Below are 20,299 nucleotides of genomic sequence, written 5' to 3' on the forward strand. Positions count from 1 at the left end.
GTTGTTATCCTCCTGTCCCGTAGCGCAGATCATCGCTTCGAAGGTTATCGAACGAGCTGGTAAGCAAGGCGTCCACATCGAGAATGAGCGCGACGCGGCCGTCTCCGAGAATGGTTGCGGCTGCGATTCCAGCAACCGTCCCATAGTTCGTCTCAAGGCTTTTGATGACGACCTGGCGTTGATCCTGGATCGAATCGACGAGAAGAGCATTGCGCGTGCCGCCGTCGGTTTCGACCAGGATCGCGACACTGTTTTCGGGATCGGCCGGCGTATCGCGAAATCCGAGCTGGGTGCCTACGTCGATGAGAGGAACGAACGTGTTCCGGATCGACATCACCCGGCCGTCTTTGCCAAGTCCGTGAAGCTCGGCCTTCTTCGGCTTCAACGTCTCGACGATGGCGGTGAGCGGCACGACGAGCGTCTGACCGGCAACAGAGACGGCCATGCCGTCGAGGACCGCCAGCGTCAGCGGCAAACTCATTGAGAAGGTCGAACCTTGTCCCGGCCGCGAAGAAATGGCGATGCGCCCGCCAAGCGCAACGATCGAACGCTTGACCACGTCCATGCCGACACCACGACCGGAAATGCTCGATATGGTTGCGGCGGTCGAGAAGCCCGGCAAGAACAGCAGATTGTCGATGTCGTTATCGGACAGTTGCACGTCAGGCGATATCAAGCCCTTCTTGATTGCCGAGGCACGCACCTTCGGACGGTCGATACCGGCACCATCGTCGGATATTTCGATCACGATCCGGCCCGAGCGATGTGCCGCGCTCAAGCGAATGGTTCCTTCTGGCGGCTTCCCCGCAGCAATGCGGGCTTCCGGCGATTCAATGCCGTGATCCACCGCGTTGCGGATCATGTGCGTCAGAGGCTCGGCGAGTCGCTCGACAACCGTCTTGTCGACCTCAGTGGCTTCGCCCTCCGTCTTGAGGCGAACCTCCTTGCCGGTCGCATCCGCTACTTCGCGAACAATGCGCGACATGCGCTGGAACAACGGCTTCACCGGCTGAGCGCGGATCGCCATTACGCTTTCCTGGATTTCGCGCGTCAGCTGCTCGAGCTCCTCAAGGCCGATGACGATCGACGACGATCCTGCGAGGTTTGCCTCGACCACGCGTTGCGACAGCATCGCCTGATTGATCACGAGCTCACCAACGAGATTGATCAGGCGATCGACGCGGTCGAACTCGACTCGGATCGTGGTCTGGGCCGGAACGGCAGCCGCTTTTGGGGTTTCCGTCGCCTGCGCGGCCTGAGGAGCAGGTTCAGGCGCGGCGACCGGCTCTGCAGGCGTGTTTGCTTGCAGTTCCGATTGCGGCACAGCGGCTTTGAATCCCGCGTCCGGTATTTCCGCGGCGGGCGCTTCAGCTTCCGACGCGGATGAGCCTCCAAGCGCCTTGGCGAGCAGCGCAGCTATGTCGGCGTCGGAAACGCCGGGCTGACCATCCGTCTCGATGTTGATTTCCGCTTCGCCGTCGACAAATTCGAAGACTTCGCGAACGGCCTCGATGGGTTCTTGCGATGAAAGTTTGATATCCCAGGTGAGATAGGCACCTTCGGCCTCGATGGCTTCGAGGTCGGGAACGGCCGTTGCATCGCACGAAACTTCGATGCTGCCGAGACGGGATAATTCCCGAATTATGAGCGCCGCTTCGTTGCCATTGGCATAAAGCTCGGGGCGCGGCACAAACCGAATGAGATATTCGTGCAGCGGCGGAGCTTCCGGCTCCGTCGCTATGGCCGGCATCTCGAAAGCGATAACCGACGGCTGGAAGTCTATGACTTCTTCGACGTCCTCTTCTTCGTTGGCGGCCGTCAGCGCTTTGACCTCGGCAGCGACTGCCGCATACGACGATTCGTCGATGTCTCTGCCGTCGCGCGAGGCTTCCACAAGATCAGCCAGGACATCGGCGGCACGGAGCATCGGCTTCATCACATCCGCCGTCGGCGCCAGCTTACCACTACGAACGTGATCGAGTGCCGTTTCAAACGTGTGTGCGAACTGTACGAGCGCAGTCAGCTTGAATGCGCCGGCACCACCCTTGATCGAATGTACCGCCCGAAAGACGGCATTGACTGTTTCTGAATCCGCATTGCCCTCGTCCATAGCGAGCAGGCCGGTCTCCATTTCGGAGAGTTGCTCCTCGCACTCCTGGAAGAAAGTCTGGCGGATAGCGGCCATCGTATCGACGGTCATTGCACTTCTCTTTTATTTTATGCCGCGACGCGCCGAATGGCTGCGATCAACTTCGTGGGTTCGAAGGGCTTGACGATCCAGCCCGTGGCTCCGGCTTCCTTAGCGCGCAGCTTTTTGGCGGCATCGCTCTCGGTCGTCAGGACGAGAATCGGAACGCGGCGATAGCGGCTGTCCTTGCGAACGGCTTCTATCAATCCAAAACCGTCCATCTTCGGCATGTTGATATCGGTGACGATGACGTCAGGTGTCGCCGTCTGCAGGACTTCGAGACCGTGGACACCGTCTTCAGCCTGCAGGACGTTGTATCCCGCTTCGGCCAGCGCCATTCGCAACATGTCACGCATGGTTCGAGAGTCGTCGACGGTGAGTATTGTCTGTGTCATCCGGCCATTCCTTCGAGAAAGATCTGCTCGCGCGTCAGTCCGACAAGTGTGATCGTGTCGAGAAACTCGCTGCTGGGATTCGTTACTGCATAGCTATGCCCGTCAGCCTGCCAAGTCCTTGCTGCCGCGATCAAGATCTGGACGGCCTGCATACCCGTTCGGCGCACCTGCCCGGCATCGATGACCAACGGCGAACCGCGGCGTTCCAACAGCATGTTTCTCACCGACATCGCACACGCCGAATCGAGTGTTTCCGGCAGCACCAATGGCTCAGGAATCGTTGCTTCGGGAAGAGCTGCGACCGACGTTTCCGTCTCCTCGCTCAGCACCGCCCCTTGCGTCGCTTTCGCTGCCGGTGCTTTGCGCTGGCCGGCTTTAGCGGCCTTCGCGCGTGCCGGTTGTGCCCTCTTTCGTGCCATTAAAATTCCTCCCAGCCCGCATCAGCTGCTGCGGCTACACTGTGACGGCTACCGCCACCGGCGGCGGCTTTCATTTTTGCGGCGGCCTGCGCAAGACGAGCGGCCGGCTTTGGCTGCTGCTGCTCGCGACGCGGCGTCAATTCGACAACCGTGTCTGCACCCGTCCGGAAGCGGCTGACGAGACGCACCAGCTCTTCCGTCTGCTGGGCGAGCGTCTGTGTGGCAGCCGTTGCTTCCTCGACCATGGCCGCGTTCTGTTGGGTGACTTGATCCATCTCGTTGACGGCCGTGTTGACCTGTTCGAGACCGTGCGCCTGCTCGTTAGCGCTTGCCGCGATTCCCGTGACGATCTCGTTAATTTCTCCGACCTGCGAAACGATGCGCGTCAGAGCCTGGCCGGTTTCACCGACCAATTGGACGCCCTGAGCGACCTGGCCGGTCGACGCGGAGATCAATCCCTTGATCTCCTTCGCAGCCTCGGCGGACCGTTGCGCCAGAGCGCGGACTTCCGAAGCAACGACAGCGAATCCCCGACCAGCATCACCTGCACGCGCCGCCTCGACGCCGGCGTTGAGCGCGAGAAGATTGGTCTGGAATGCGATCTCGTCGATGACGCCGATGATCTGGCTGATCTGCTTGGAGGACGTCTCGATGCCGTTCATTGCAGCGATGGCTTTGCGAACAACCTCGCCGCTCTTTTCGGCATCCGACTTTGCGACGGAAACCGTATCGCGAGCATGCGTCGCGCCTTGTGCCGTCTTGCCGACGGTATCGGTGATTTCCTTGACCGCGGCTGCTGTCTCTTCAAGGCTTGCCGCCTGGTTTTCGGTGCGACGCGACAAGTCATCGGACGCTTGCGAAATTTCTTCAGTGCCGATTCTGATGCTGCTGGCGCCCTTTTTCACGAGTTCGATCGTACTCTTGAGCTGCGAGGCTGCCGTATTAAAGTCTCGCTTCAGCTTTTCGAATTCCGGAGCGAATTCGGCATAAACCGTCGTTTCAAGATTGCCGTCGGCAAGCTCGGAAAGCGCCGTTCCGAGAGATGCAACAACGACGTTGATCTGGTTCTCAGCCTCGAGCTTTCCAGATTGAGCCGCTTCGAGTTGACCCATCATCAGGTTCATTTGGTTGATGATGGCTTCGTACTCGCTGATAACATTCTCCGTAATGCGATGCGCGAAATCTCCGCTCGCAATACGTTCCGCCGCCGAGGTAAATGCAGCCATGAAGCGCTCGTGCTCACGGGCGTAGTGCTCGCTCTGTTCCTGCTGTTCCTTGGCCGCCGAAACAATCGAATCCGTCATCGATTTGTTTTCCAGCAACGCTTCCTTGAAGCGCGCCAGGGCGCCGGCGATCTTGCCGTTCTCGTTGGTGTCAGAGAGGTAAGGAATGCTTACGCTCAGGTCCTTGTGGCTCAGCTGCTCCATGGAGCGGACGAGATTAGAAAGCCGGAGCGACGTTCCCTTCGAAATGAGAGCAACCAGAACGATTGCGAGGATCGTTGCCGATACCAGAAGGCCAAGCGTCCAGTAGAGCGCGCCCGATTCAGCGTTCACGCGCCGCTGGGCAATCTGAAGGAAGGTGTCACCGAGCGAACTCGCTACCGCTCCGATCATGTCGTTGGCATCAGACAGAGAAGCTTGGAACGCGCCGCCCAGTGCCGTACGCTGATAGTTCGCAGCTTTGATCTGCGCGGCAATGCCGTCAAGCTTCGCCACGAGCTGTGCAGGCTCATCCCCAATGGTGCGCTTGAGTTCGCCCGTTGCATCCTCGCCAAATAGCTTGCGCAACGAGGCCTTCAACTTGGCGTTGGTGCGTGACAGCACGGCATAATTCATCGCCAGATCGGTTTGATCGCCCGCGGTGGCCGGCGTCGAGAGCGTGTCCTGCAATTCGACGACTGCCTGCTTCACGCCCGAGAGGCGCTGAATAAAGATATCCTGGGCGTAAAAGCCGTCGTCAGACGCGTCTGTCGCGAGGCCGGACGCATTTGCGATCTGATCCAAAAGCTCGAAGCCGTTGTGGGCCTGCTCACTCACCGTCTTGGCATTTTCGAAAGCGCCCAGCGCCGATCCAACCCCAAGCGCTTTTGCCGCGCTTGCAAGCTCGTCGCTCTCTCGGCCCGTCACCACTCCGTCCTTGCTGGTAGGCATCTTCGCCCAAACGGCTGACGCGAGTTTGGCACCCTCAATTTCGCGATCGATCGCGCCGATGTGCCGGAACGTATTATCTGCATAGAGATAAAGTTGTGCCAGCGACGGAATAAGAAAAACCGAAGCGATTAGCACAAGCCGACGGGGCATCGACCACTTGCTATTAATATACTCAACGACCATGGCGTGCTTCTCTCCTCGTATTTTTTCGTATTCGTTTTGAGATGGACCGGCTTTCGCCTTTGACGGTGGGAGGACGAATTTCGTTTGGTGGGGAGCGACCGAACTATGCGCGCGCGACTTCGTTCGCCGCGATCCACGTGCGCGAGCGAGCGATGACGTTTCGGATGTCCAAAAATGCGCAGCGACGACCGGCAAATGCCGGGCGCAATCGACCATTGCCCATGAAAGGGTGTTCCTGCTCGAATAGGCCGGAACATGTCGGATCTAAACCGACACGGCTGCGCGGCGTCATGCCTTTGATTGCTTAATCAAGCTGCCGTGCGATAACCGTATTCGGCAATGCTATCGAATTCGTTTACGACGTAAATTTATTTCTCATTAATTGAATAAATATCGAGATATCACCAAAACTCTAATTCCGCCCCAATAATGGACTTTTGCAGCACCCTCTTAACCTCGCGGCGCGGCACAATTTCTAATTTGCCAAACCTTGAATCATTTCAAGCAATTGCCGACTCGCGGCGCGCTATTTCTTAACCCAGGACAATCGGCGCGGCGGCTTGATATAGCGCAGGCCGACGATACCGGAGTCGACCCGAATAACGCGGCATCGGACAATCAAATCGTCGCTCGGCACTTCAAAAAAAATTCGCCGGTCAATAAATTCGGATTCGGCACTTTAATTTTAGCGCCGCCCTCCGAAAGATCGAGAATGGTGCCGTCAATACGTTGACCATCGTCAAGCACGACGGTACCCGGCTTGAAAACCGCGCGCCGGCCGAATTGCCTCTGATCTTTTGGACGTTCTATCGCCAAGTTGCTGACCTATCTTCTGAGTGATTGACGTATTTGTTACACTTGCATCTACGCTCATTACGATGGCGCCGACGCGCCTCTGCTGCCAATAACCTACTGTAGATCCAGCCTTCTATCTGCCCGGGCGATTTGCGGGCTTTAGCATGCCAAAACACATATCCGTATACAGACGAGTTATGACTAACCTGATTCGACTGAAAATCAGATAATCGGACCTTAAGAGATTTAAGACCAATTATGCGAATAGATGAGGTCTGTCAGTTTCAGAACTGGCAAAATGTAAAATAATGTGGACGTGACGAGCCGACGCATGGTCGGCATCATAAAATGAAAAAGTTGGGCCCGCTCGAAATCCGAACGCAAGGGATTTCGTTCAGTATTCGGCCAGAATGTAAACGGGCGGGACGATGCGGGGCTCAGCAGCTAAGGGCGTTACGGCTTTCAAGCCCAGCGAACGTACGCAAACTGCTGCGGCTAAGAAAGCGGCCCGTAAGGCAAAAACTGCAGCCGCCCCTCCTAGCCTGTCTGGACACGTCAAAGCGCTGGCGTCGGCGCTCGATCCGTTCGGCTGTGTATCGATCACAGACAATGAAGGTCGCATCATTCATGTGAATGACGCGTTCGTGCGGATCAGCCGCTACGCGCGCGATGCGCTCTTGGGGCAAAACCATTCAATCTTGAGTTCAGGCCATCATTCCCGCGCATTCTGGAGCGCGGCTTATGAAGTTCTCAACCGCGGTGAAACTTGGCATTCACGCATTCAAAATCGAGCCAAGGACGGAACTCTCTATTGGGTCGACGCGACCATTCGGCCGCTCAAGGGCCGGAGCGGACGCATCATAGGGTTTGTATCGCTTCAGGCAGAAACGGCCGCCCCCGTTGAAACCCACGTCGCACGGCCGAATAATGATGTGTTGCTGCAGGCTGTCGCTGAAAGCTTTCCGGGCGGACTGACCGTTTTTGATCGCGATCTGCACATGGTGCTGATCAATGAACGACAAAAGCAGCTTTTGGAATATCCGGACGATCTCTTCAAACGCGGTCTTCCTACTCTTGAGGATCTTTATCGCTTCAATGCCGAGCGCGGCGAATACGGGCCGGGAGAAACTGAAAAGCAAATCCGCTCTCGCTTCGATCTCACGACGAAAGGTGAGGCGCAGGCGTTCGAGCGGCGCCGGCCCAACGGCACCTGCCTTGAAGTCCGTAGCACGCCGCTTACTGACGGCGGGTTTATCGTTTCCCACTTTGATATTACCGAACGCAAACGCGATCAGGAAACCATTGGGCGCCTTGAGCATCAGGATGCACTAACCGGACTACCCAACCGCACGCTGTTTCAAGAGCGCGTGCGCTCGGCACTTGCGCAAGCCAAGGGCGGCTGGGCGCTCGCCATTCATTGCCTCGATCTCGATCGCTTCAAGTCGATCAACGACACTCTCGGCCATCATGTCGGTGATGCGCTGCTCTTTGCAGTCGGAGAACGGTTAAAAAGCGAAGTCCGAGATACCGACACGGTCGCACGGATCAGCGGCGATGAGTTCGCGATTATTCAGATGGCGCCGCAATCCATCGAAGAAGTCGAATCGCTGGCAAAGCGCATCCTTTCGGCGTTTTCAGAGCCCTTCGAACTCGGAGATAATACGCTCACCGTCGGCACAAGCATCGGGATCGCGGTCGGCCCGTCCGATGGGAACGATGCCGAGAAGCTACTTACGAATGCCGACATGGCGCTTTACCGGACAAAATCCGTGCGGCGCGGAAGCTTCGGCTTCTTCGAACATTCGATGCATGAGCGCTTGCAGAAGCGTCACCAGATCATCATGGGACTGCATGAGGCGATTGCGAACAGCAAATTCGAACTTCACTACCAGCCGATCGTAAACGTCAAGACGCGGCGCATCGTCGGTTGCGAAGCTCTGATACGCTGGTCGCATCCGGTCCGCGGAATTATTCCTGCGTCCGAGTTCATCCCAATTGCGGAGGAATGCGGGCTTATCGGCCAAATTGGTGACTGGGTTTTGAAGCGCGCGTGTGCGGAGGCGAGCCTCTGGCCCGATGACATCTGGGTTGCCGTCAATATCTCCCCGGCTCAGTTTCGCGAGCCGGACCTTGTTGAGAAAGTCACCAACGCGGCCAAGAATATACCGCTGTCCCGTGTGATCCTGGAGATTACTGAAACGCTCCTGATGAAGGATCGTGACGCGGCTTCTGCGACGCTTGAAACGCTTCGGAAGATGGGGGTCCGCTTTTCGATCGACGACTTCGGTACAGGGTTTTCTTCGCTGAGCTATCTGCAGGACTTTCCGTTCGACAAAATCAAAATCGACCGGTCGTTCGTGTCGGCGGTCGCGAACATCAAGCGGTCAGCGACACTTCGCAGATCAATCATTCAGCTCGGGTATAATCTTGGAATGACGAGCGTCGCAGAGGGCGTCGAGACTGAGCAGCAGCTTGAGCGACTGCGCGCAGAGGGCTGCGTCGAGGCGCAAGGCTTTCTTTTCTCGCGGGCCGTGCCTGCGGCGAAGCTCAGGACGCTGTTCGCCAACCCGCTCTAAGAACGGCGTGTAATCCGTCAGTGTCTAAAGCGAAGCTCTTTCGACCGACTTAGTCGTCGACGACAACACGATTACGTCCTGCAGCTTTCGCTTCGTACAATTTGGAATCTGCGCGATCAAGGAAATCGTCGTATTCTTCGCCTTGCCGCAATTCGGCGATGCCGAACGATGCCGTCACCTTCCCGATTGGCTGCCCCGTGCGATGATGCATCCATTTCTTAGACTCGAGTTCACCGCGCATTTGCTCGCCGAGATTTCTGGCGCCCGCGAGCCGCGTTTGGGGCAGAACGACGATGAATTCTTCACCACCATACCGGGCCGCCGTGTCTCTGCCCTTGATATTCTTGGAGAGGAGTTCCGCGAAGCGCCGCAGGATCTCGTCGCCGACGGCGTGGCCGAACGTGTCATTGATGCGTTTGAAGTGATCGACGTCGGCCATGATGATGCTGAGCGGTTCCTTGGCGTGCGACGCCGCTTCCACTTCTTTAGGAAGATGGACATCCAGCCAGTGCCTGTTCTTCAGTGACGTCACAGCGTCCAACATGCCTAATCGATGGCTGTCACTCAGGCTGACGCGTAGCTTATCAATTTGCAGCTGCGACTGCTGAAGACGGTTGTTCAGCTCGTTGACCTCGGTCTGCACCTTTTTGTTTTCGCTGATGAGGTACTGGATGATCGCCCGGATACCATCTGGCGACGTCGAAGAGACGAGACCATCAGCAGCTTTCGTCAACGATTCCGAATGAGATCCGCTCAAATCCAGATGCTGCTTCAAGAGGCGCATCACGGACGACATTTCGTCGTCGAGTTCTTTGCCGACTTTTTCGAGCCGGTCCGAGAGGCCCTCGTCCGCCTCTCGTTGCGTAGGCCTGCGATCGATGAACTTCCAGGCGCCCCAAGCGAAGCTCATGCAGCAGGCCGTGACGAGGCCGAAAAGAAGTGCCAGTCCGAAAGGATGGGCTCCAAGACGAACGATACGACCTCTTGCATCGACCTCGGCTATTTGCCAGGAAACATCGGACCAGCTCAGAAGCGATGCTAAATCGCCCTCGGAGCGCATCGAGATGTTCCACACGAGAAACGTGCAGGCGATGGCCGCAAGGCTTGCCAACATGAAAGCCGCGGAGGACGGTAGCTGCCGGAGTGCAAATGTGCTCATGGTTCGTGCTCGGCTCGAATTGACGGAACTCGCAACCCAATCGGACGTGTTCCCGGCGGCAAAGACGCGGCGAGGCTCAATGAAGAGTGGAACTTCCCGGCAATGAAGCCGACGGCACTAAAGTCGTAGCTATGATTAGGCTGCGTACTTATTCAAATAAATGCCGCCAGCATCCCGACCACGAGTCGGCTACTGGCGCAATGCTCTTTTTGCGCATTTTCGAAATAGTCTGTTTATATTACCATTTACGCAACGTGATAGATCAGAAAACGCTATTTAAAACCCGCAGCAATTCGCATGAATATCTGTTCGGTAAATACTTTCAGCAAACTTCCGCTATAACTTCCCGTCAGCAGAAGTATGACAAATCCGGCAATTATCTTAGGCACGAACGTCAGCGTCATCTCTTGGATTTGCGTGAGCGCTTGAACAAATGCGACGCCCACGCCGATAACCATTGCGGAACCCACAACTGGGCCAGCGAGCACAATCGTCAACCAGATAGCCTGTTGAACGAGCTGAAGTGCATCACCTTCTGTCATGACGATATGGGATATCCTATCGATACGCCTGCGGTGATCGGGACTTGAGTTCCGTCTGTCAGGATCGCGGTCGAGCCTGAGGAGTCGATACGGACCGACTGAACCACGCCCTGCGTGCCATCCGTTCCCGTTATGACCAGCCCGATCATCGTGCTTGCCTGGGAAATATTGGAATTCACCAGAAGCTGGTCGAGCTTCGAATTCGCGTTGATGCTCTGCTCGACATTCGAGAATTGGGCAATCTGCGACATGAATTCGTTCGTATCGGTCGGATTGAGTGGATCCTGATTCTGCAATTGCACGACCATCAACTTAAGAAAATCATTATAGTCGAGCGTCGTTGTGGACTGACTGCTCGAAGACGTCTGCGTACCCGACGTACCGCCGGTGGCTGGAACCGTGGTCATGCGACCTCCTTGCTGCGTTCTTCCGAGGCGTTTGCCGCGACCTCTAACGGAAGCAGCGTTCTCACTTTCTTCAAAGCATCGAACGGCCGGTCGCCATCGAGCATGTCGCCCGCCTCCCTGAGACCGTCAAGTATCTTGGGATCGCGGATGCTCGCCGAAAGGTTCGATACCGATTCCCTCGCCATCGTCCGTGCTTTCATGTAGAGCGCCGGATCCATGAGCATCATTTGAATCATGAAATACAATTGCCGCAGAGGCGTCGTTGTATCTTCCGGCTTCATCACGTGTTGTTCGAGCAGGAAAACGACGTCGTTCATGAGCTCGAGGCTGACTTTGCGATCAACGCGCAGAACGCCGCCGTTGATGAAGATGCGTTCACCGGCTCTCAGGGTAATTTTCAGGCCGCCAGCCATCAAAGACCTTCCGCGATGACATTTGATACGTCGATAAGGCCCGCGAAATTCCGCGACTTGCCGTTGCTGATCGCCTCGGCTTCTTTGAGCATCCAGATCCCTATTGAGATCAACTTGGCGCGCACATCGTCCGGTAACCCGTTTTCGGGTTTCGCGAGATCTTCAAGAAAGAAGCTCCAAAGCCTGTTCAAGAAGATGATGGCGTCTATGGCTTCGCGCGACTGCGGTCCCGCCTTCTCTGCCGTCTTCAATAGGGCCACGGATTGCTCGAGGGCCAGGCGCTCGTTCTCGCGCTGCCGATTGCCGGACTCGCTTAATGTTTCTTCATATGAGAACTTATACATCTTTCGCCTTCCGCAATCCGCCCTTGGATGCCGTCGTTAGTTATTCAGGTAATCGAGGATACTGAGTTTGTTGAGCTGGCTCGTCAGCGAATACGCCGCCTGAAGCGCCGTCGAAATCTGCGACAACTGCGTCGTGACTGCGGCAGGATCGATCTGTTCCAGATTGTCGATCGACTTCGTTAGAAAATCGACTTGCGAGTCGATCTGACTGTTGGCGTCAGTAACGCGCTGTTGCGTGACGCCGAGAGCCGACTGAACTTGCGTGAGGCCGCCCGTCACGTCTCCGGTGAGGTCGCGAGCCTTCGAGATTATTACCTGCTGCGTACCGCTATTCAGGTTTGCAAAGCCGAGGCCGGAAATCATTGCGAAAGCTTCGCCCAACGACCGGAATGTGCCGTTGTCGGCTGTCACTGACGTATCGATGATTTGGTTCCGAGAGATTCGGCTGCTCACCGGTTTGTCCGATGCGGCCGACCAGGTGCTCGACCAGTTTGCATCCGAGAACAGATTGGCGAACTCATTGTTGAGAAAGTCGCTCATATCATTGGGCGAAATACTGGAGACGTTCGGGTCATCCGGACTCATGCCGAACTTGGCGGTAAAGGCGGCGGTGATCGCCTGCGCGCCAGCCGATGGCGGCGTTCCAAAAAAGTCTTCCATGGGCTGGACGTCGGAATTGATGCCCGCGAACAGATACTGGCCGTCGAGCGAGGCGTTGAGCTGATCCTGAAGCGTCTGCATCCCGGCCTTCGCCGATTGGATCAACGTATCCTGAGACGTGGCGGCCGTTTGCGCCGTGATCAGACTCGAGAGAAAATTGGACGTGCTCTTCGCCAGCGTATCAAGCGCTGATTGCGACGCGCTGAGACGGTTGAGCACAAGATTGTTTGAACCTTGGATGGCCTGGATCTGATCCATGTCCTGGCGCATCGAGATGCTGACGCCCGTCGTCGCACCCAGGGTTACACCCACGTCTGCGTGCCTGCCCGTCGCAAGCTCTTTTTGGGCGTCGACGAGCTGCTGCTGGTACTTGGCTATCGATCTGAGCGTTTCATTGGAGATCGAAGCGGAAGAGATGAATGACGAGGAAATCATGAATGTCAGCTCGCTGCCTGTAAGAGCGTCGAGATCATATTGTCGACGGTGCTGATGAGACGGGAGGAGGCTTGAAACGTTCGCTCTAGCGAGAGCAAATTGGTCATTTCCTCGTCGAGGTTTACACCGGTGGCTTGCGACAGTGAGGTGGCGGCGCGATCAGCAATCGTTTGGCGCGATTCCGCCTCGTTACTTGACGATTGACGCAGCGCTTCGAGCCACGAGACCGACGACTTGGCGAAATCGAGCATCGATCCCGTCGAATGAATCTGGGTCGAGGAATCGAAGGCTTGGGTGGAACCGAGATTCGTTATCAGCTGCTGGATGCGGTCCGTATAAGATGCGCCGCCGTCGCTGTTGTAGGTGTAGCTCGCGCCGGCAATACCGCCATCACGAATGAGCTCGGCGTTTCCGCCCTGGGTCGGATCGGCGCTTGCGTTGATCTTGATCGAGCCTGCTAGACCTGGAACGATGCTTGTCGGCACTGATGAGGAGCCGCCGTCGGTAAACAATCCGGCTGCATCCGGCAAACCACTTCCAGATTGATCGCTCTCGGCAAACGTCGAGATCAGACCGCGGGCCATTTCATCGAGTTGGCTTTGATAGGTCGGGGCGATGCTGTCGCGGACTTCAACGAGACCAGCAAGCTTGCCGGAGCTGATCGACATCATGTGCGGTGTGCCCGCAATCGGCACACCATCAGCATAAACTGGCGATCCGACGGAGTTCGCGGACAGATTCGCAGATTGCTGGAAGGTCACCGACCTTGCCGTTTTGTCGAACAGGGTGACGCCACTGTCCGTGTAGATGGCCATATCGCCGTTGTCGCGCGTGGCCGTCCGAATTCCTATTTCATTCGACAGCTGTTTCAATACTGTATCGCGTGCGTCCAAGACGTCCGTGATGTCCCTACCGCTACCCGAGGCCGACACGACCTGCTGATTGAGCGTTTGGAACTGCGAAAGAAGGCTGTTGATGTTGCCGACCGACGTCGCGATGTCGGAATCGGCCTGATTTCTAACGTCAGTGACTGCCTGTGTAGCTTCGTTGAGAGACGTCACCAGCTCTTGTGCGGCGGTTACGACTGTTGCCCCAACGGCGCTATTCTGAGGGGTAGCGGAATAATTCTGAAGTGCCGTGTTTAGCTTCGACATCAAGGCGGCGGGCGACGTATCCGAGTCCGTGTCGCCCACCGTATTCTGTAACTGATCCAAGGCCGAATTGACGGCCGATTGCGTTTGGCTGCTTGCGTTTGCGTCGAGGTACGTGTCGAGAAGCAGCTTGTTGGCCGTTCTCGTCACGCCCGCGATGCTGACGCCACCGCCCGGCCCGCTGACGACATTCGCGACTTTTCTGCTTGCGTCCGTATTGTTTACGCGCGCGATGTTCTGTGAGACGACAGAAATCTGCTCGGAAACCGTCGAAATGCTTGAAAGCGCATTACTCGTGCTCTGCGTAAGCGACATCAGCTGGGCCTTTATTTCCTATGTTTCCGTCACCGAACGAGGTTGACGAGTACGTCCAGGAGTTCGGTACCGGTCTGAAACACTTTCGAGTTTGCAGTGTAGTTGCGTTGCGCCTGGACCATCGTCGTCAGCTCGGAAGCAAGATCGACGGTGCTGCTTTCCAATGCGCCAGAGATGATTTTGCCACGACCGCTCTCGTTAGCGGTGCCGAGCTGCAAATCTCCGGACTCCTTGTTCGTGGCGTAGACGTTCCCGGAGATCGCCGTGAGATTGTCTGGGCTCGCGACGGTCGCCAATGGAATCTTGAATGCGTCAACGCGTGAACCGTCCTTGTAGACTGCCGTCACGATGCCTTCGTCGCTGATCTCAAGACGGTCAACAGCAGACGGAGGACTGCCATTTGCGCTCGGTGCTTCGGCGCCGGTCTGGGGCGAATAGCTCGCCGCCAGCTGTGTCATCTTGCTGATGTCGAGCGAGAATGTTGAGCCATTGGGGATGTTGAAGCTCAGCGCTTGCGGGCTCGTCGAGGTCAATGCGCCAGTCGTGCCGTCGAACGTCACGTTCGTCGTCGTCAACTGCGATCCCGCAGCGTAGGGGAAGCCACCGTTGGTCGCGCCGGCCGCGTTGTATACGGTTATCTGCCAGGTGTTATCGGCCGTTTTCGCGGAATAGACGTCGAGCGTCACTTGATGGCCGAGGTTATCGTAAGTGACGATCGAGGTCTTGCCGGCATATTCCGCCGTCGCGGCGTTCGCAGCCGGGAGGTTGGCCGCGGCAGTAATGTCCGCGTCAGCAGGGAGGTTTACGCCGAACTTGCCGCTTGTCGAAGGCGTTGCCTTCAGGCCAAGGCTGCTCGTGCTCACGACCTGAAGGCCGGCGGCACTGTTTACGACGGAACTCGAGCTGCCGTCCAAAAGGTTGTAGCCGAGCAGCTTGAACCCTGCAGCGTTCACCAGATCGCCATTGGAGTCCGGAACGAAATTGCCTGCACGCGTCAGGAAGGGCGTTCCAGAATCGCTTTCGACCATAAAGAACCCGTTGCCGCTGACCGCGAGGTCGGTCGGCGACTTCGTGTAGGTGAAGTCTCCCTGCTGGGAGACCGCCCGGCGAGCGATGGTCGAAACGGAACCCGGCACATACTCGGCGACGCTGCCTTCCGCGATGAGCGTTGCAAATTCCGTTGATGCGCCTTTGTAACCAGTGGTGTTGATATTTGCGATGTTGTCCGCAACCGTACCCATACGGTCAGACTGGACAGACATGCCCGAGACGCTGGTAGTCATTACTCCGTAAAGACCCATCGACATTCTCCTCGTCGCGAATGATGCTCGGCGCAATTGAAGCATCTGGGCCTTGCGTGAGACTGGTTTGCGCTGCTTCCGCGGGCTGTGCAGCATCATCGCTGGCAAGGTCTTTCAAGCGGTAGCCGAGGAAACGCTGGGAATCGATCGGATCGTGACCGAGTCTCTGCTTCAGCCGCTTGCGCAGGCGGCTGATGTGGCTTTCGATGACGTTCTCATGAATTTCGTCATTGAAGATGCCGTACACGCGATTGAAGATCTGGGTCTTCGTAATGCGGGTGTTGCGGCTCAGCACGAGACACTCGAGGATCCGCCGCTCACGACGCGGCAGGGGCAGCACTTCTCCGTTCACGATCGGATCGCGACCGTCGAAGAAAATCCGGATGCCACCAACATCGACACATTCGTCGACGATCTGCATCCGGCGACGAATGGCGCCGCTGCGCGCCAAGACTTCGCGGACGTGAAAGGGCTTCGCGAGGACATCATCAAACCCGAGCGAGAAAAGCTCGAGCGTTTCACTCAGCGCCCGCGCTTCGATCAGCCCCATGAGCGGCGCGCGGCTGCGTGCTCTGATCCTTGCGGATATCTGGCGCCGGTTTGTCACCGCACCAATCAAAAAGCCCTCGATAACCGCGATATCGGCATCATTGATGAGTTCGAACCACTCCGAGAACTCGTTTGGATCAACTGAAGTTGCCGCTACTCCTTCGCGTTCAAAGCACGCGACGTATCCCCCCGCGACCGTCAAACGGTCGTCAAGCACAACGAACATGATGCCCCCCAAGCCCCGCAAATCATTGGCACAGAAGGAAATACAGTGATTCACGTGACTTATTAACAATTATTTCATTATTGCGTGGGTCGGAAATGCCACGCCAAATCATAAGTCCGCGCTTGCCCTTTGCATCTGCATCTGTTCTTCGAGCAATCACAGCGATTGAGGCTGCGAAGGCGGAAGATGGGACGCGCTCGCCTTTTTGCCGATCGTTGGAAAATCGATAAATTTGAATTTATTTCCAAACGATTGCGTAAACCAAAGACTTCTTAATTCGGACGTTTCTCCGGAATAGAAAGATCCGCTTGCGAATTAATGGCTATATGCTGCGTGTTTGCGCGTCCTGATGCGCGGATTTGAAGTTTGGGTGCGTAAATGAGTAAGACCACGTTTGAAAAGTTCATGAGCAGCTTTCAGACCGAGGTCCTGATTCCGGAAAGCATCGAGGCCGACGACAAGCGGCGCGACGGCATCCGGCGCATAGCTCGCCAGCACGTCGCTTTAAACTTTCGCGGCATGCGGCTCATCTGCGACCTCGTCGACTTATCGGAATCCGGAGCAAAAATTAGCGTCGGGGACGGAATCGTCCCGAACGTCGGTGACAGAATCGCGCTAACGCTCTTCGATGGCACAATGCTCGATGGCACAGTGACATGGCTACGCGACAAACATCTGGGCGTAGAGTTTCTCTATCCGGTTCCCAACGTCGATGAACGACTCGACTTTGAAGATCTCGGTCGGGAATTTTTCGGCAGAGCCGTAACGCTGCAAAAGTCGACGCGACGGCCGTGATCGGCGGGACGTGACCCGTCAGCGTACTGCAAGCTGCGTTTCGTAACGTTCCGCGATCCGGCATTTCGCTTCGAACCGCGGTCCGAATGACATCACGGGAATCCATTCCGTCCGATTTTGAATCGATCATTGACAGCTTGTTCGGTCATGACGATCGGCCCGCCGGTGTATCACGCCCCAATCGCCTTTCCATCGACGGTTTAGAGGCGGCGTGGGCCTTGGCGGCTGCTTCTCGCGGTGGCGTGGGAAATTCTCAAGTCCCTCCGAAACATCCCTATGCCTTCGATGAGCAAAGCAGCATCAGCGCAGATCCGTTGCTCGATCCGAATAAAATCTTAATTGAACTTGGACTCGACGCAAATTTTTCCGAAGCTGACATCGCGACACTGCGGCGAGAATTTGCACTTAGAAATCATCCGGATCGTGTGCAGTCCGATCTCAGGGAGCTTGCGACACAGCGCATGATGATCGCCAATGATCTCATGGATCGCTACGTTGCGCGGTTGAAAAAGAGTGAACACTGAGCCTCGCGAACTTATCTAAAATGCGAGATTGTTCTTTCGCGATGTTCCCACGAATGTCGGGTAATGTCTCATCGCAGCCGGCCCTCGACCGGCAGAGAATGCGATGGGGTTAAAGATGGACGACGTGAGCGCCGACCTTAAGATGTTGCAGTTGCGTATGGCCGGCATGGGTGCACAACTCGACGGGAATTGGTCAAAAGTTCTCGAAGCGCAACGCCATCTCGATCGCGACACCGACGAATGCGCCTACTGGCATGCCGGCTATCATCAGGCGCTTGCGGACGTCATCAGTCTGCTATCGACGAGTCAGGCTAACGACGACATTTCGGACACGTCCAATCTGTTCCGCGCGGTCGGCTAGGGTGCAGGATGTTTCCGTTCGGCATGAACTTGTGAAATATCTCGCATTCTTTTTCGAAGGCCTGACGTTCATCCGCGAAATGGCGGAACTTGAATTGCGTCGCGGTTCCGATATGGGCTTTCAATTTTGATTTGAGGTCCTCGCCGGCGCTTCCGACGTATGTAATCGCGAAGCGCCCAAGATGATCGACGAAGCCAAGCGCATACGTACCCGGACAACGATCGACCAGCTCTTCCTCGATGGCATCAGACGCGAGTTGAAATGGACCACGTAGCCCAGCTCCTGCCAATTCCTGCTGCTGCATCATTTAACGAGTCCTAGATATAGACTGCGTTGCCGGACCTGACGCCGGCAACTTCAGCCGACGCCGGCTGCTGAGTGGATTCTCTGGGGCGACGTTGGGCCTGATCGGACGGCGATCCATCACGTCTTTGCATCTCGCCATCTTGCCGGCCCATGAAGCCCGAACGCGATGGATCTCCATCACGAGACGGGGAACCGTTCGTCTGCCAACCGTTCGAACTCATGGTGCTACTGGCGGAAGTATCCGTAATCTTCATACTTGAGATGTCATAGCCTGCATCTTTCAAGCCGCGTTCGAGATTCGGCCGATCGTCGTTGAGAAGCTTGGCTGTCGACGCCTTCGATGCTTCGGCTTCGATCGACAATGAATTCGAACTGAGACTCAGACGGAGCCTGACCGAACCAAGATCCGCCGGCGACAACGTTAGATCGAGCGTGCGCAGAACGGGCGCTGTGGTTGCCCGCGTCGGCACGTCGACGGATGATGTTGCTGCGCTGGCGTCGGTCGCAGTCGATGCCAAGCTCGTGATTACGCCGTCGCGAACCTGATTGCTGACGTTAGCCGCGATGGCGTTGGACGTTTTGCTGGTTGCAAAAATCTGGTCGAGGGACGACGCAGCATCCGGCTTTTCCGTCTTCTTGGCCGCCTCTGAAGCTATTTCCGTATGCGACTGAGATTGCGTATCGCTCTTGTTTCCGCTGTCGTTGTTAAGCGATGCATTCGCATTCTGATCGGTATTTGCCGCTGCGATTGTCGGCTGCGCTACGGACTGCGGCGCGTCGCCCGATAATTTGACGTCCGGCTTCTGTTCCTTTGCCGTGGTGACCGAAGCAACTGTCTGAGCCAGAACGGCGGCCGCGGATGGCGCAGCCTTATCCGTATTCATAGCCGAGAGCTGCGACGCGACGCTCGTCATGGCGTCGGAATTGAAGTTCCAATGCGTCTCCCGTCGATTGATCGCAACCGGCACAAGCTCGTTTGTATCTTGCGGAATGGCGTCGTGGTCGACGGTGACATTAACAGTCCCATCGTCGGCTTTTAGGTCGCCGGAATTTGCGAAGATTCTGTTTTTTGCATCCATGAGAGCGAGAATGCTTCTCTGCTGCATCAAGGCTGCTGACCGGACCGGAGCCTGAGACGTATCGGCGTTGGTTGTCAAGGAAACGGTATTCGTCGCTGGCGTTTGATTCGGCGTCAGCTGCGCCGACGTGAGATCCGGAGATGTTCCTGCTCCGTTGGTTGATTTCGAGACCGCCTCTTTCGCTTGATCCTGGCCGACGCTGTCGAAAGCATCCTCGAACGAGCTATCGTCGTCATCCGATTTGCCCTTGCCATGCTTTCGCTGCGACGTCTTTCGCGTCTTATCGACATGCGTCGCAGCAGCATCGACATCATCGCGCGGCGCGCTCTGGGTCGCGCCTTCCGACTTGGGATCGTTCTCATCCGTCTGCTTGAGGTGACCGCGATATCCGTTCGATGCTTTTCCCGATACGGATTGCAGGAGAGCTTCGGCTCCGCCAGATGCGGCGCTTCCAACTGCTGCCGTCATTTCCCACTCCTAGTAATCATTGAATCTGCTTCTTTTAAAATCTCGTCGGCTTTATTCAGCGCCGTCATTGCATTCTTTTCACCCGGAGCCTGCGCCACGGCTTGCGGAGCGGTCTTTCTGACAGCAGTCGGCGCGACGCCTGTTCCGGTTACTGTTTTGGCGATAAATCCCGCCACTTCCCGGATCTCAGCGTCGTCCTCCGACAGCCGATCGACAGTGATCTGATCCAGCGCCTTCATAGCATTTACCGCATCGTTCGAAGGCGCTTCGGCTGCGGCCATGTAGAGGCGCGCACGTTCCTTATTCTCTGGTGATGCATTCGGTGTTGCGAGAACTTTAGCAGCAGCGGCCTTCGCAAGCTTTAGCCGTCCCTGTAGCAAACCCTCTCCGGCAAGATCGATGAACAGCTCGGACGCTGGCTGCATGTCGTCGTCATCGAAGGTGGCGGCGAGGCGATCGATGCTTTCCTGATTATCGAATTCCCCATGCTTGGCGGCTGCTTCCGCAAATTCTCGAAAGAGCTTCCAGGCATAAATCGACTTGCCGAATTCCTGC

Annotated in this window: 17 protein-coding genes and 2 pseudogenes; 4 read left to right on the top strand and 15 right to left on the bottom strand. The window is 56.6% G+C overall.

The genetic code is table 11. The annotated features are described in order from the left end of the window. Positions 1 to 4: 4 nt before the first annotated feature. Genes HYP802_RS0121840 through HYP802_RS0121855 form a run of 4 tightly spaced genes read right to left on the bottom strand, consistent with a single transcriptional unit; the run spans position 5 to position 5,338 of the window. Positions 5 to 2,200, bottom strand: coding sequence for a chemotaxis protein CheA (locus HYP802_RS0121840; protein WP_029671162.1), 2,196 nt, complete (start codon positions 2,198 to 2,200; stop codon positions 5 to 7). A gap of 17 nt (positions 2,201 to 2,217) precedes the next feature. Next, positions 2,218 to 2,583: a response regulator gene (locus tag HYP802_RS0121845; RefSeq protein WP_024276535.1), complete on the bottom strand. Its 366-nt coding sequence runs from the start codon at positions 2,581 to 2,583 to the stop codon at positions 2,218 to 2,220. After that, positions 2,580 to 3,002 carry an STAS domain-containing protein gene (locus tag HYP802_RS23090; RefSeq protein WP_013949911.1) on the bottom strand — a complete coding sequence of 141 codons (423 nt, stop codon included), beginning with the start codon at positions 3,000 to 3,002 and terminating at the stop codon, positions 2,580 to 2,582. The genes HYP802_RS0121845 and HYP802_RS23090 overlap by 4 nt, the downstream gene beginning before the upstream one ends. Next, positions 3,002 to 5,338, bottom strand: coding sequence for a methyl-accepting chemotaxis protein (locus HYP802_RS0121855; RefSeq protein ID WP_024276536.1), 2,337 nt, complete (start codon positions 5,336 to 5,338; stop codon positions 3,002 to 3,004). Before HYP802_RS0121855 ends, HYP802_RS23090 begins: the two co-directional genes overlap by 1 nt. Before the next feature lie 1,223 nt (positions 5,339 to 6,561). On the opposite strand from HYP802_RS0121855, the gene HYP802_RS24150 reads away from it, so the two are divergent. Then, positions 6,562 to 8,709: an EAL domain-containing protein gene (locus tag HYP802_RS24150; protein ID WP_013949914.1), complete on the top strand. Its 2,148-nt coding sequence runs from the start codon at positions 6,562 to 6,564 to the stop codon at positions 8,707 to 8,709. A gap of 49 nt (positions 8,710 to 8,758) precedes the next feature. On the opposite strand, the gene HYP802_RS0121875 is transcribed toward HYP802_RS24150, so the two are convergent. From HYP802_RS0121875 to HYP802_RS0121915, 9 genes and pseudogenes are all read right to left on the bottom strand, one after another. Then, positions 8,759 to 9,868 carry a GGDEF domain-containing protein gene (locus HYP802_RS0121875; protein ID WP_013949915.1) on the bottom strand — a complete coding sequence of 370 codons (1,110 nt, stop codon included), beginning with the start codon at positions 9,866 to 9,868 and terminating at the stop codon, positions 8,759 to 8,761. Positions 9,869 to 10,140: 272 nt separating this feature from the next. Next, entirely contained in the window at positions 10,141 to 10,410 is a 270-nt protein-coding gene (fliQ, locus tag HYP802_RS0121880; RefSeq protein WP_024276537.1) for a flagellar biosynthesis protein FliQ, read from the bottom strand. Continuing rightward, the gene (gene flgD, locus HYP802_RS0121885; RefSeq protein WP_013949917.1) at positions 10,407 to 10,817 is read right to left on the bottom strand and encodes a flagellar hook assembly protein FlgD; all 411 of its coding nucleotides are present in this window, start codon (positions 10,815 to 10,817) and stop codon (positions 10,407 to 10,409) included. The genes fliQ and flgD overlap by 4 nt, the downstream gene beginning before the upstream one ends. Next, positions 10,814 to 11,230, bottom strand: a complete 417-nt coding sequence (gene flbT / locus HYP802_RS0121890) for a flagellar biosynthesis repressor FlbT (protein ID WP_013949918.1) — start codon at positions 11,228 to 11,230, stop codon at positions 10,814 to 10,816. The genes flgD and flbT overlap by 4 nt, the downstream gene beginning before the upstream one ends. Then, complete coding sequence (gene flaF / locus HYP802_RS0121895) at positions 11,230 to 11,574, bottom strand: flagellar biosynthesis regulator FlaF (protein ID WP_013949919.1); 345 nt, start codon at positions 11,572 to 11,574, stop codon at positions 11,230 to 11,232. Before flaF ends, flbT begins: the two co-directional genes overlap by 1 nt. Positions 11,575 to 11,610: 36 nt before the next feature. Further along, the gene (locus HYP802_RS0121900) at positions 11,611 to 12,669 is read right to left on the bottom strand and encodes a flagellar hook-associated family protein (RefSeq protein WP_013949920.1); all 1,059 of its coding nucleotides are present in this window, start codon (positions 12,667 to 12,669) and stop codon (positions 11,611 to 11,613) included. A gap of 5 nt (positions 12,670 to 12,674) precedes the next feature. Continuing rightward, positions 12,675 to 14,135 carry a flagellar hook-associated protein FlgK gene (gene flgK / locus HYP802_RS0121905; protein WP_024276538.1) on the bottom strand — a complete coding sequence of 487 codons (1,461 nt, stop codon included), beginning with the start codon at positions 14,133 to 14,135 and terminating at the stop codon, positions 12,675 to 12,677. A 29-nt stretch (positions 14,136 to 14,164) separates the two neighbouring features. Further along, positions 14,165 to 15,436, bottom strand: coding sequence for a flagellar hook protein FlgE (locus tag HYP802_RS0121910; protein WP_013949922.1), 1,272 nt, complete (start codon positions 15,434 to 15,436; stop codon positions 14,165 to 14,167). Between the two features lie 103 nt (positions 15,437 to 15,539). Further along, positions 15,540 to 16,211: pseudogene (locus HYP802_RS0121915) on the bottom strand (response regulator transcription factor); the annotation flags it as partial. Between the two features lie 378 nt (positions 16,212 to 16,589). Between HYP802_RS0121915 and HYP802_RS0121920 the strand changes: the two are divergent. From HYP802_RS0121920 to HYP802_RS22695, 3 genes are all read left to right on the top strand, one after another. Further along, complete coding sequence (locus tag HYP802_RS0121920) at positions 16,590 to 17,006, top strand: PilZ domain-containing protein (RefSeq protein WP_013949925.1); 417 nt, start codon at positions 16,590 to 16,592, stop codon at positions 17,004 to 17,006. An 86-nt stretch (positions 17,007 to 17,092) separates the two neighbouring features. After that, positions 17,093 to 17,530: a molecular chaperone DnaJ gene (locus tag HYP802_RS0121925; RefSeq protein ID WP_013949926.1), complete on the top strand. Its 438-nt coding sequence runs from the start codon at positions 17,093 to 17,095 to the stop codon at positions 17,528 to 17,530. A 115-nt stretch (positions 17,531 to 17,645) separates the two neighbouring features. Continuing rightward, a complete protein-coding gene (locus HYP802_RS22695; protein ID WP_024276539.1) occupies positions 17,646 to 17,891 on the top strand; it encodes a hypothetical protein in 246 nt (81 codons plus the stop codon). A 317-nt stretch (positions 17,892 to 18,208) separates the two neighbouring features. Here HYP802_RS22695 and HYP802_RS0121945 read toward each other — a convergent pair whose 3' ends face one another. Together HYP802_RS0121945 and HYP802_RS23900 are read right to left on the bottom strand one after the other, a co-directional pair. Continuing rightward, positions 18,209 to 19,744: a flagellar hook-length control protein FliK gene (locus tag HYP802_RS0121945; RefSeq protein ID WP_013949929.1), complete on the bottom strand. Its 1,536-nt coding sequence runs from the start codon at positions 19,742 to 19,744 to the stop codon at positions 18,209 to 18,211. Beyond that, positions 19,741 to 20,299: pseudogene (locus HYP802_RS23900) on the bottom strand (hypothetical protein); the annotation flags it as partial. The gene HYP802_RS0121945 and the pseudogene HYP802_RS23900, both read right to left, overlap by 4 nt.

Origin of the sequence: Hyphomicrobium sp. 802 (assembly GCF_000526135.1) — a bacterium.
GTDB lineage: Bacteria > Pseudomonadota > Alphaproteobacteria > Rhizobiales > Hyphomicrobiaceae > Hyphomicrobium_B.

Coding starts and splice junctions, on each gene's coding strand:
- HYP802_RS0121840 (WP_029671162.1), bottom strand. CDS start 2,200: ATGACCGTCGATACGATGGCCGCTATCCGCCAGACTTTCTTCCAGGAG.
- fliQ (WP_024276537.1), bottom strand. CDS start 10,410: ATGACAGAAGGTGATGCACTTCAGCTCGTTCAACAGGCTATCTGGTTG.
- flaF (WP_013949919.1), bottom strand. CDS start 11,574: ATGTATAAGTTCTCATATGAAGAAACATTAAGCGAGTCCGGCAATCGG.
- flbT (WP_013949918.1), bottom strand. CDS start 11,230: ATGGCTGGCGGCCTGAAAATTACCCTGAGAGCCGGTGAACGCATCTTC.
- HYP802_RS0121875 (WP_013949915.1), bottom strand. CDS start 9,868: ATGAGCACATTTGCACTCCGGCAGCTACCGTCCTCCGCGGCTTTCATG.
- flgK (WP_024276538.1), bottom strand. CDS start 14,135: ATGTCGCTTACGCAGAGCACGAGTAATGCGCTTTCAAGCATTTCGACG.
- HYP802_RS0121900 (WP_013949920.1), bottom strand. CDS start 12,669: ATGATTTCCTCGTCATTCATCTCTTCCGCTTCGATCTCCAATGAAACG.
- HYP802_RS0121920 (WP_013949925.1), top strand. CDS start 16,590: ATGAGTAAGACCACGTTTGAAAAGTTCATGAGCAGCTTTCAGACCGAG.
- HYP802_RS0121855 (WP_024276536.1), bottom strand. CDS start 5,338: ATGGTCGTTGAGTATATTAATAGCAAGTGGTCGATGCCCCGTCGGCTT.
- HYP802_RS22695 (WP_024276539.1), top strand. CDS start 17,646: ATGGACGACGTGAGCGCCGACCTTAAGATGTTGCAGTTGCGTATGGCC.
- HYP802_RS0121945 (WP_013949929.1), bottom strand. CDS start 19,744: ATGACGGCAGCAGTTGGAAGCGCCGCATCTGGCGGAGCCGAAGCTCTC.
- HYP802_RS0121910 (WP_013949922.1), bottom strand. CDS start 15,436: ATGGGTCTTTACGGAGTAATGACTACCAGCGTCTCGGGCATGTCTGTC.
- HYP802_RS0121925 (WP_013949926.1), top strand. CDS start 17,093: ATGACATCACGGGAATCCATTCCGTCCGATTTTGAATCGATCATTGAC.
- HYP802_RS0121845 (WP_024276535.1), bottom strand. CDS start 2,583: ATGACACAGACAATACTCACCGTCGACGACTCTCGAACCATGCGTGAC.
- flgD (WP_013949917.1), bottom strand. CDS start 10,817: ATGACCACGGTTCCAGCCACCGGCGGTACGTCGGGTACGCAGACGTCT.
- HYP802_RS24150 (WP_013949914.1), top strand. CDS start 6,562: ATGCGGGGCTCAGCAGCTAAGGGCGTTACGGCTTTCAAGCCCAGCGAA.
- HYP802_RS23090 (WP_013949911.1), bottom strand. CDS start 3,002: ATGGCACGAAAGAGGGCACAACCGGCACGCGCGAAGGCCGCTAAAGCC.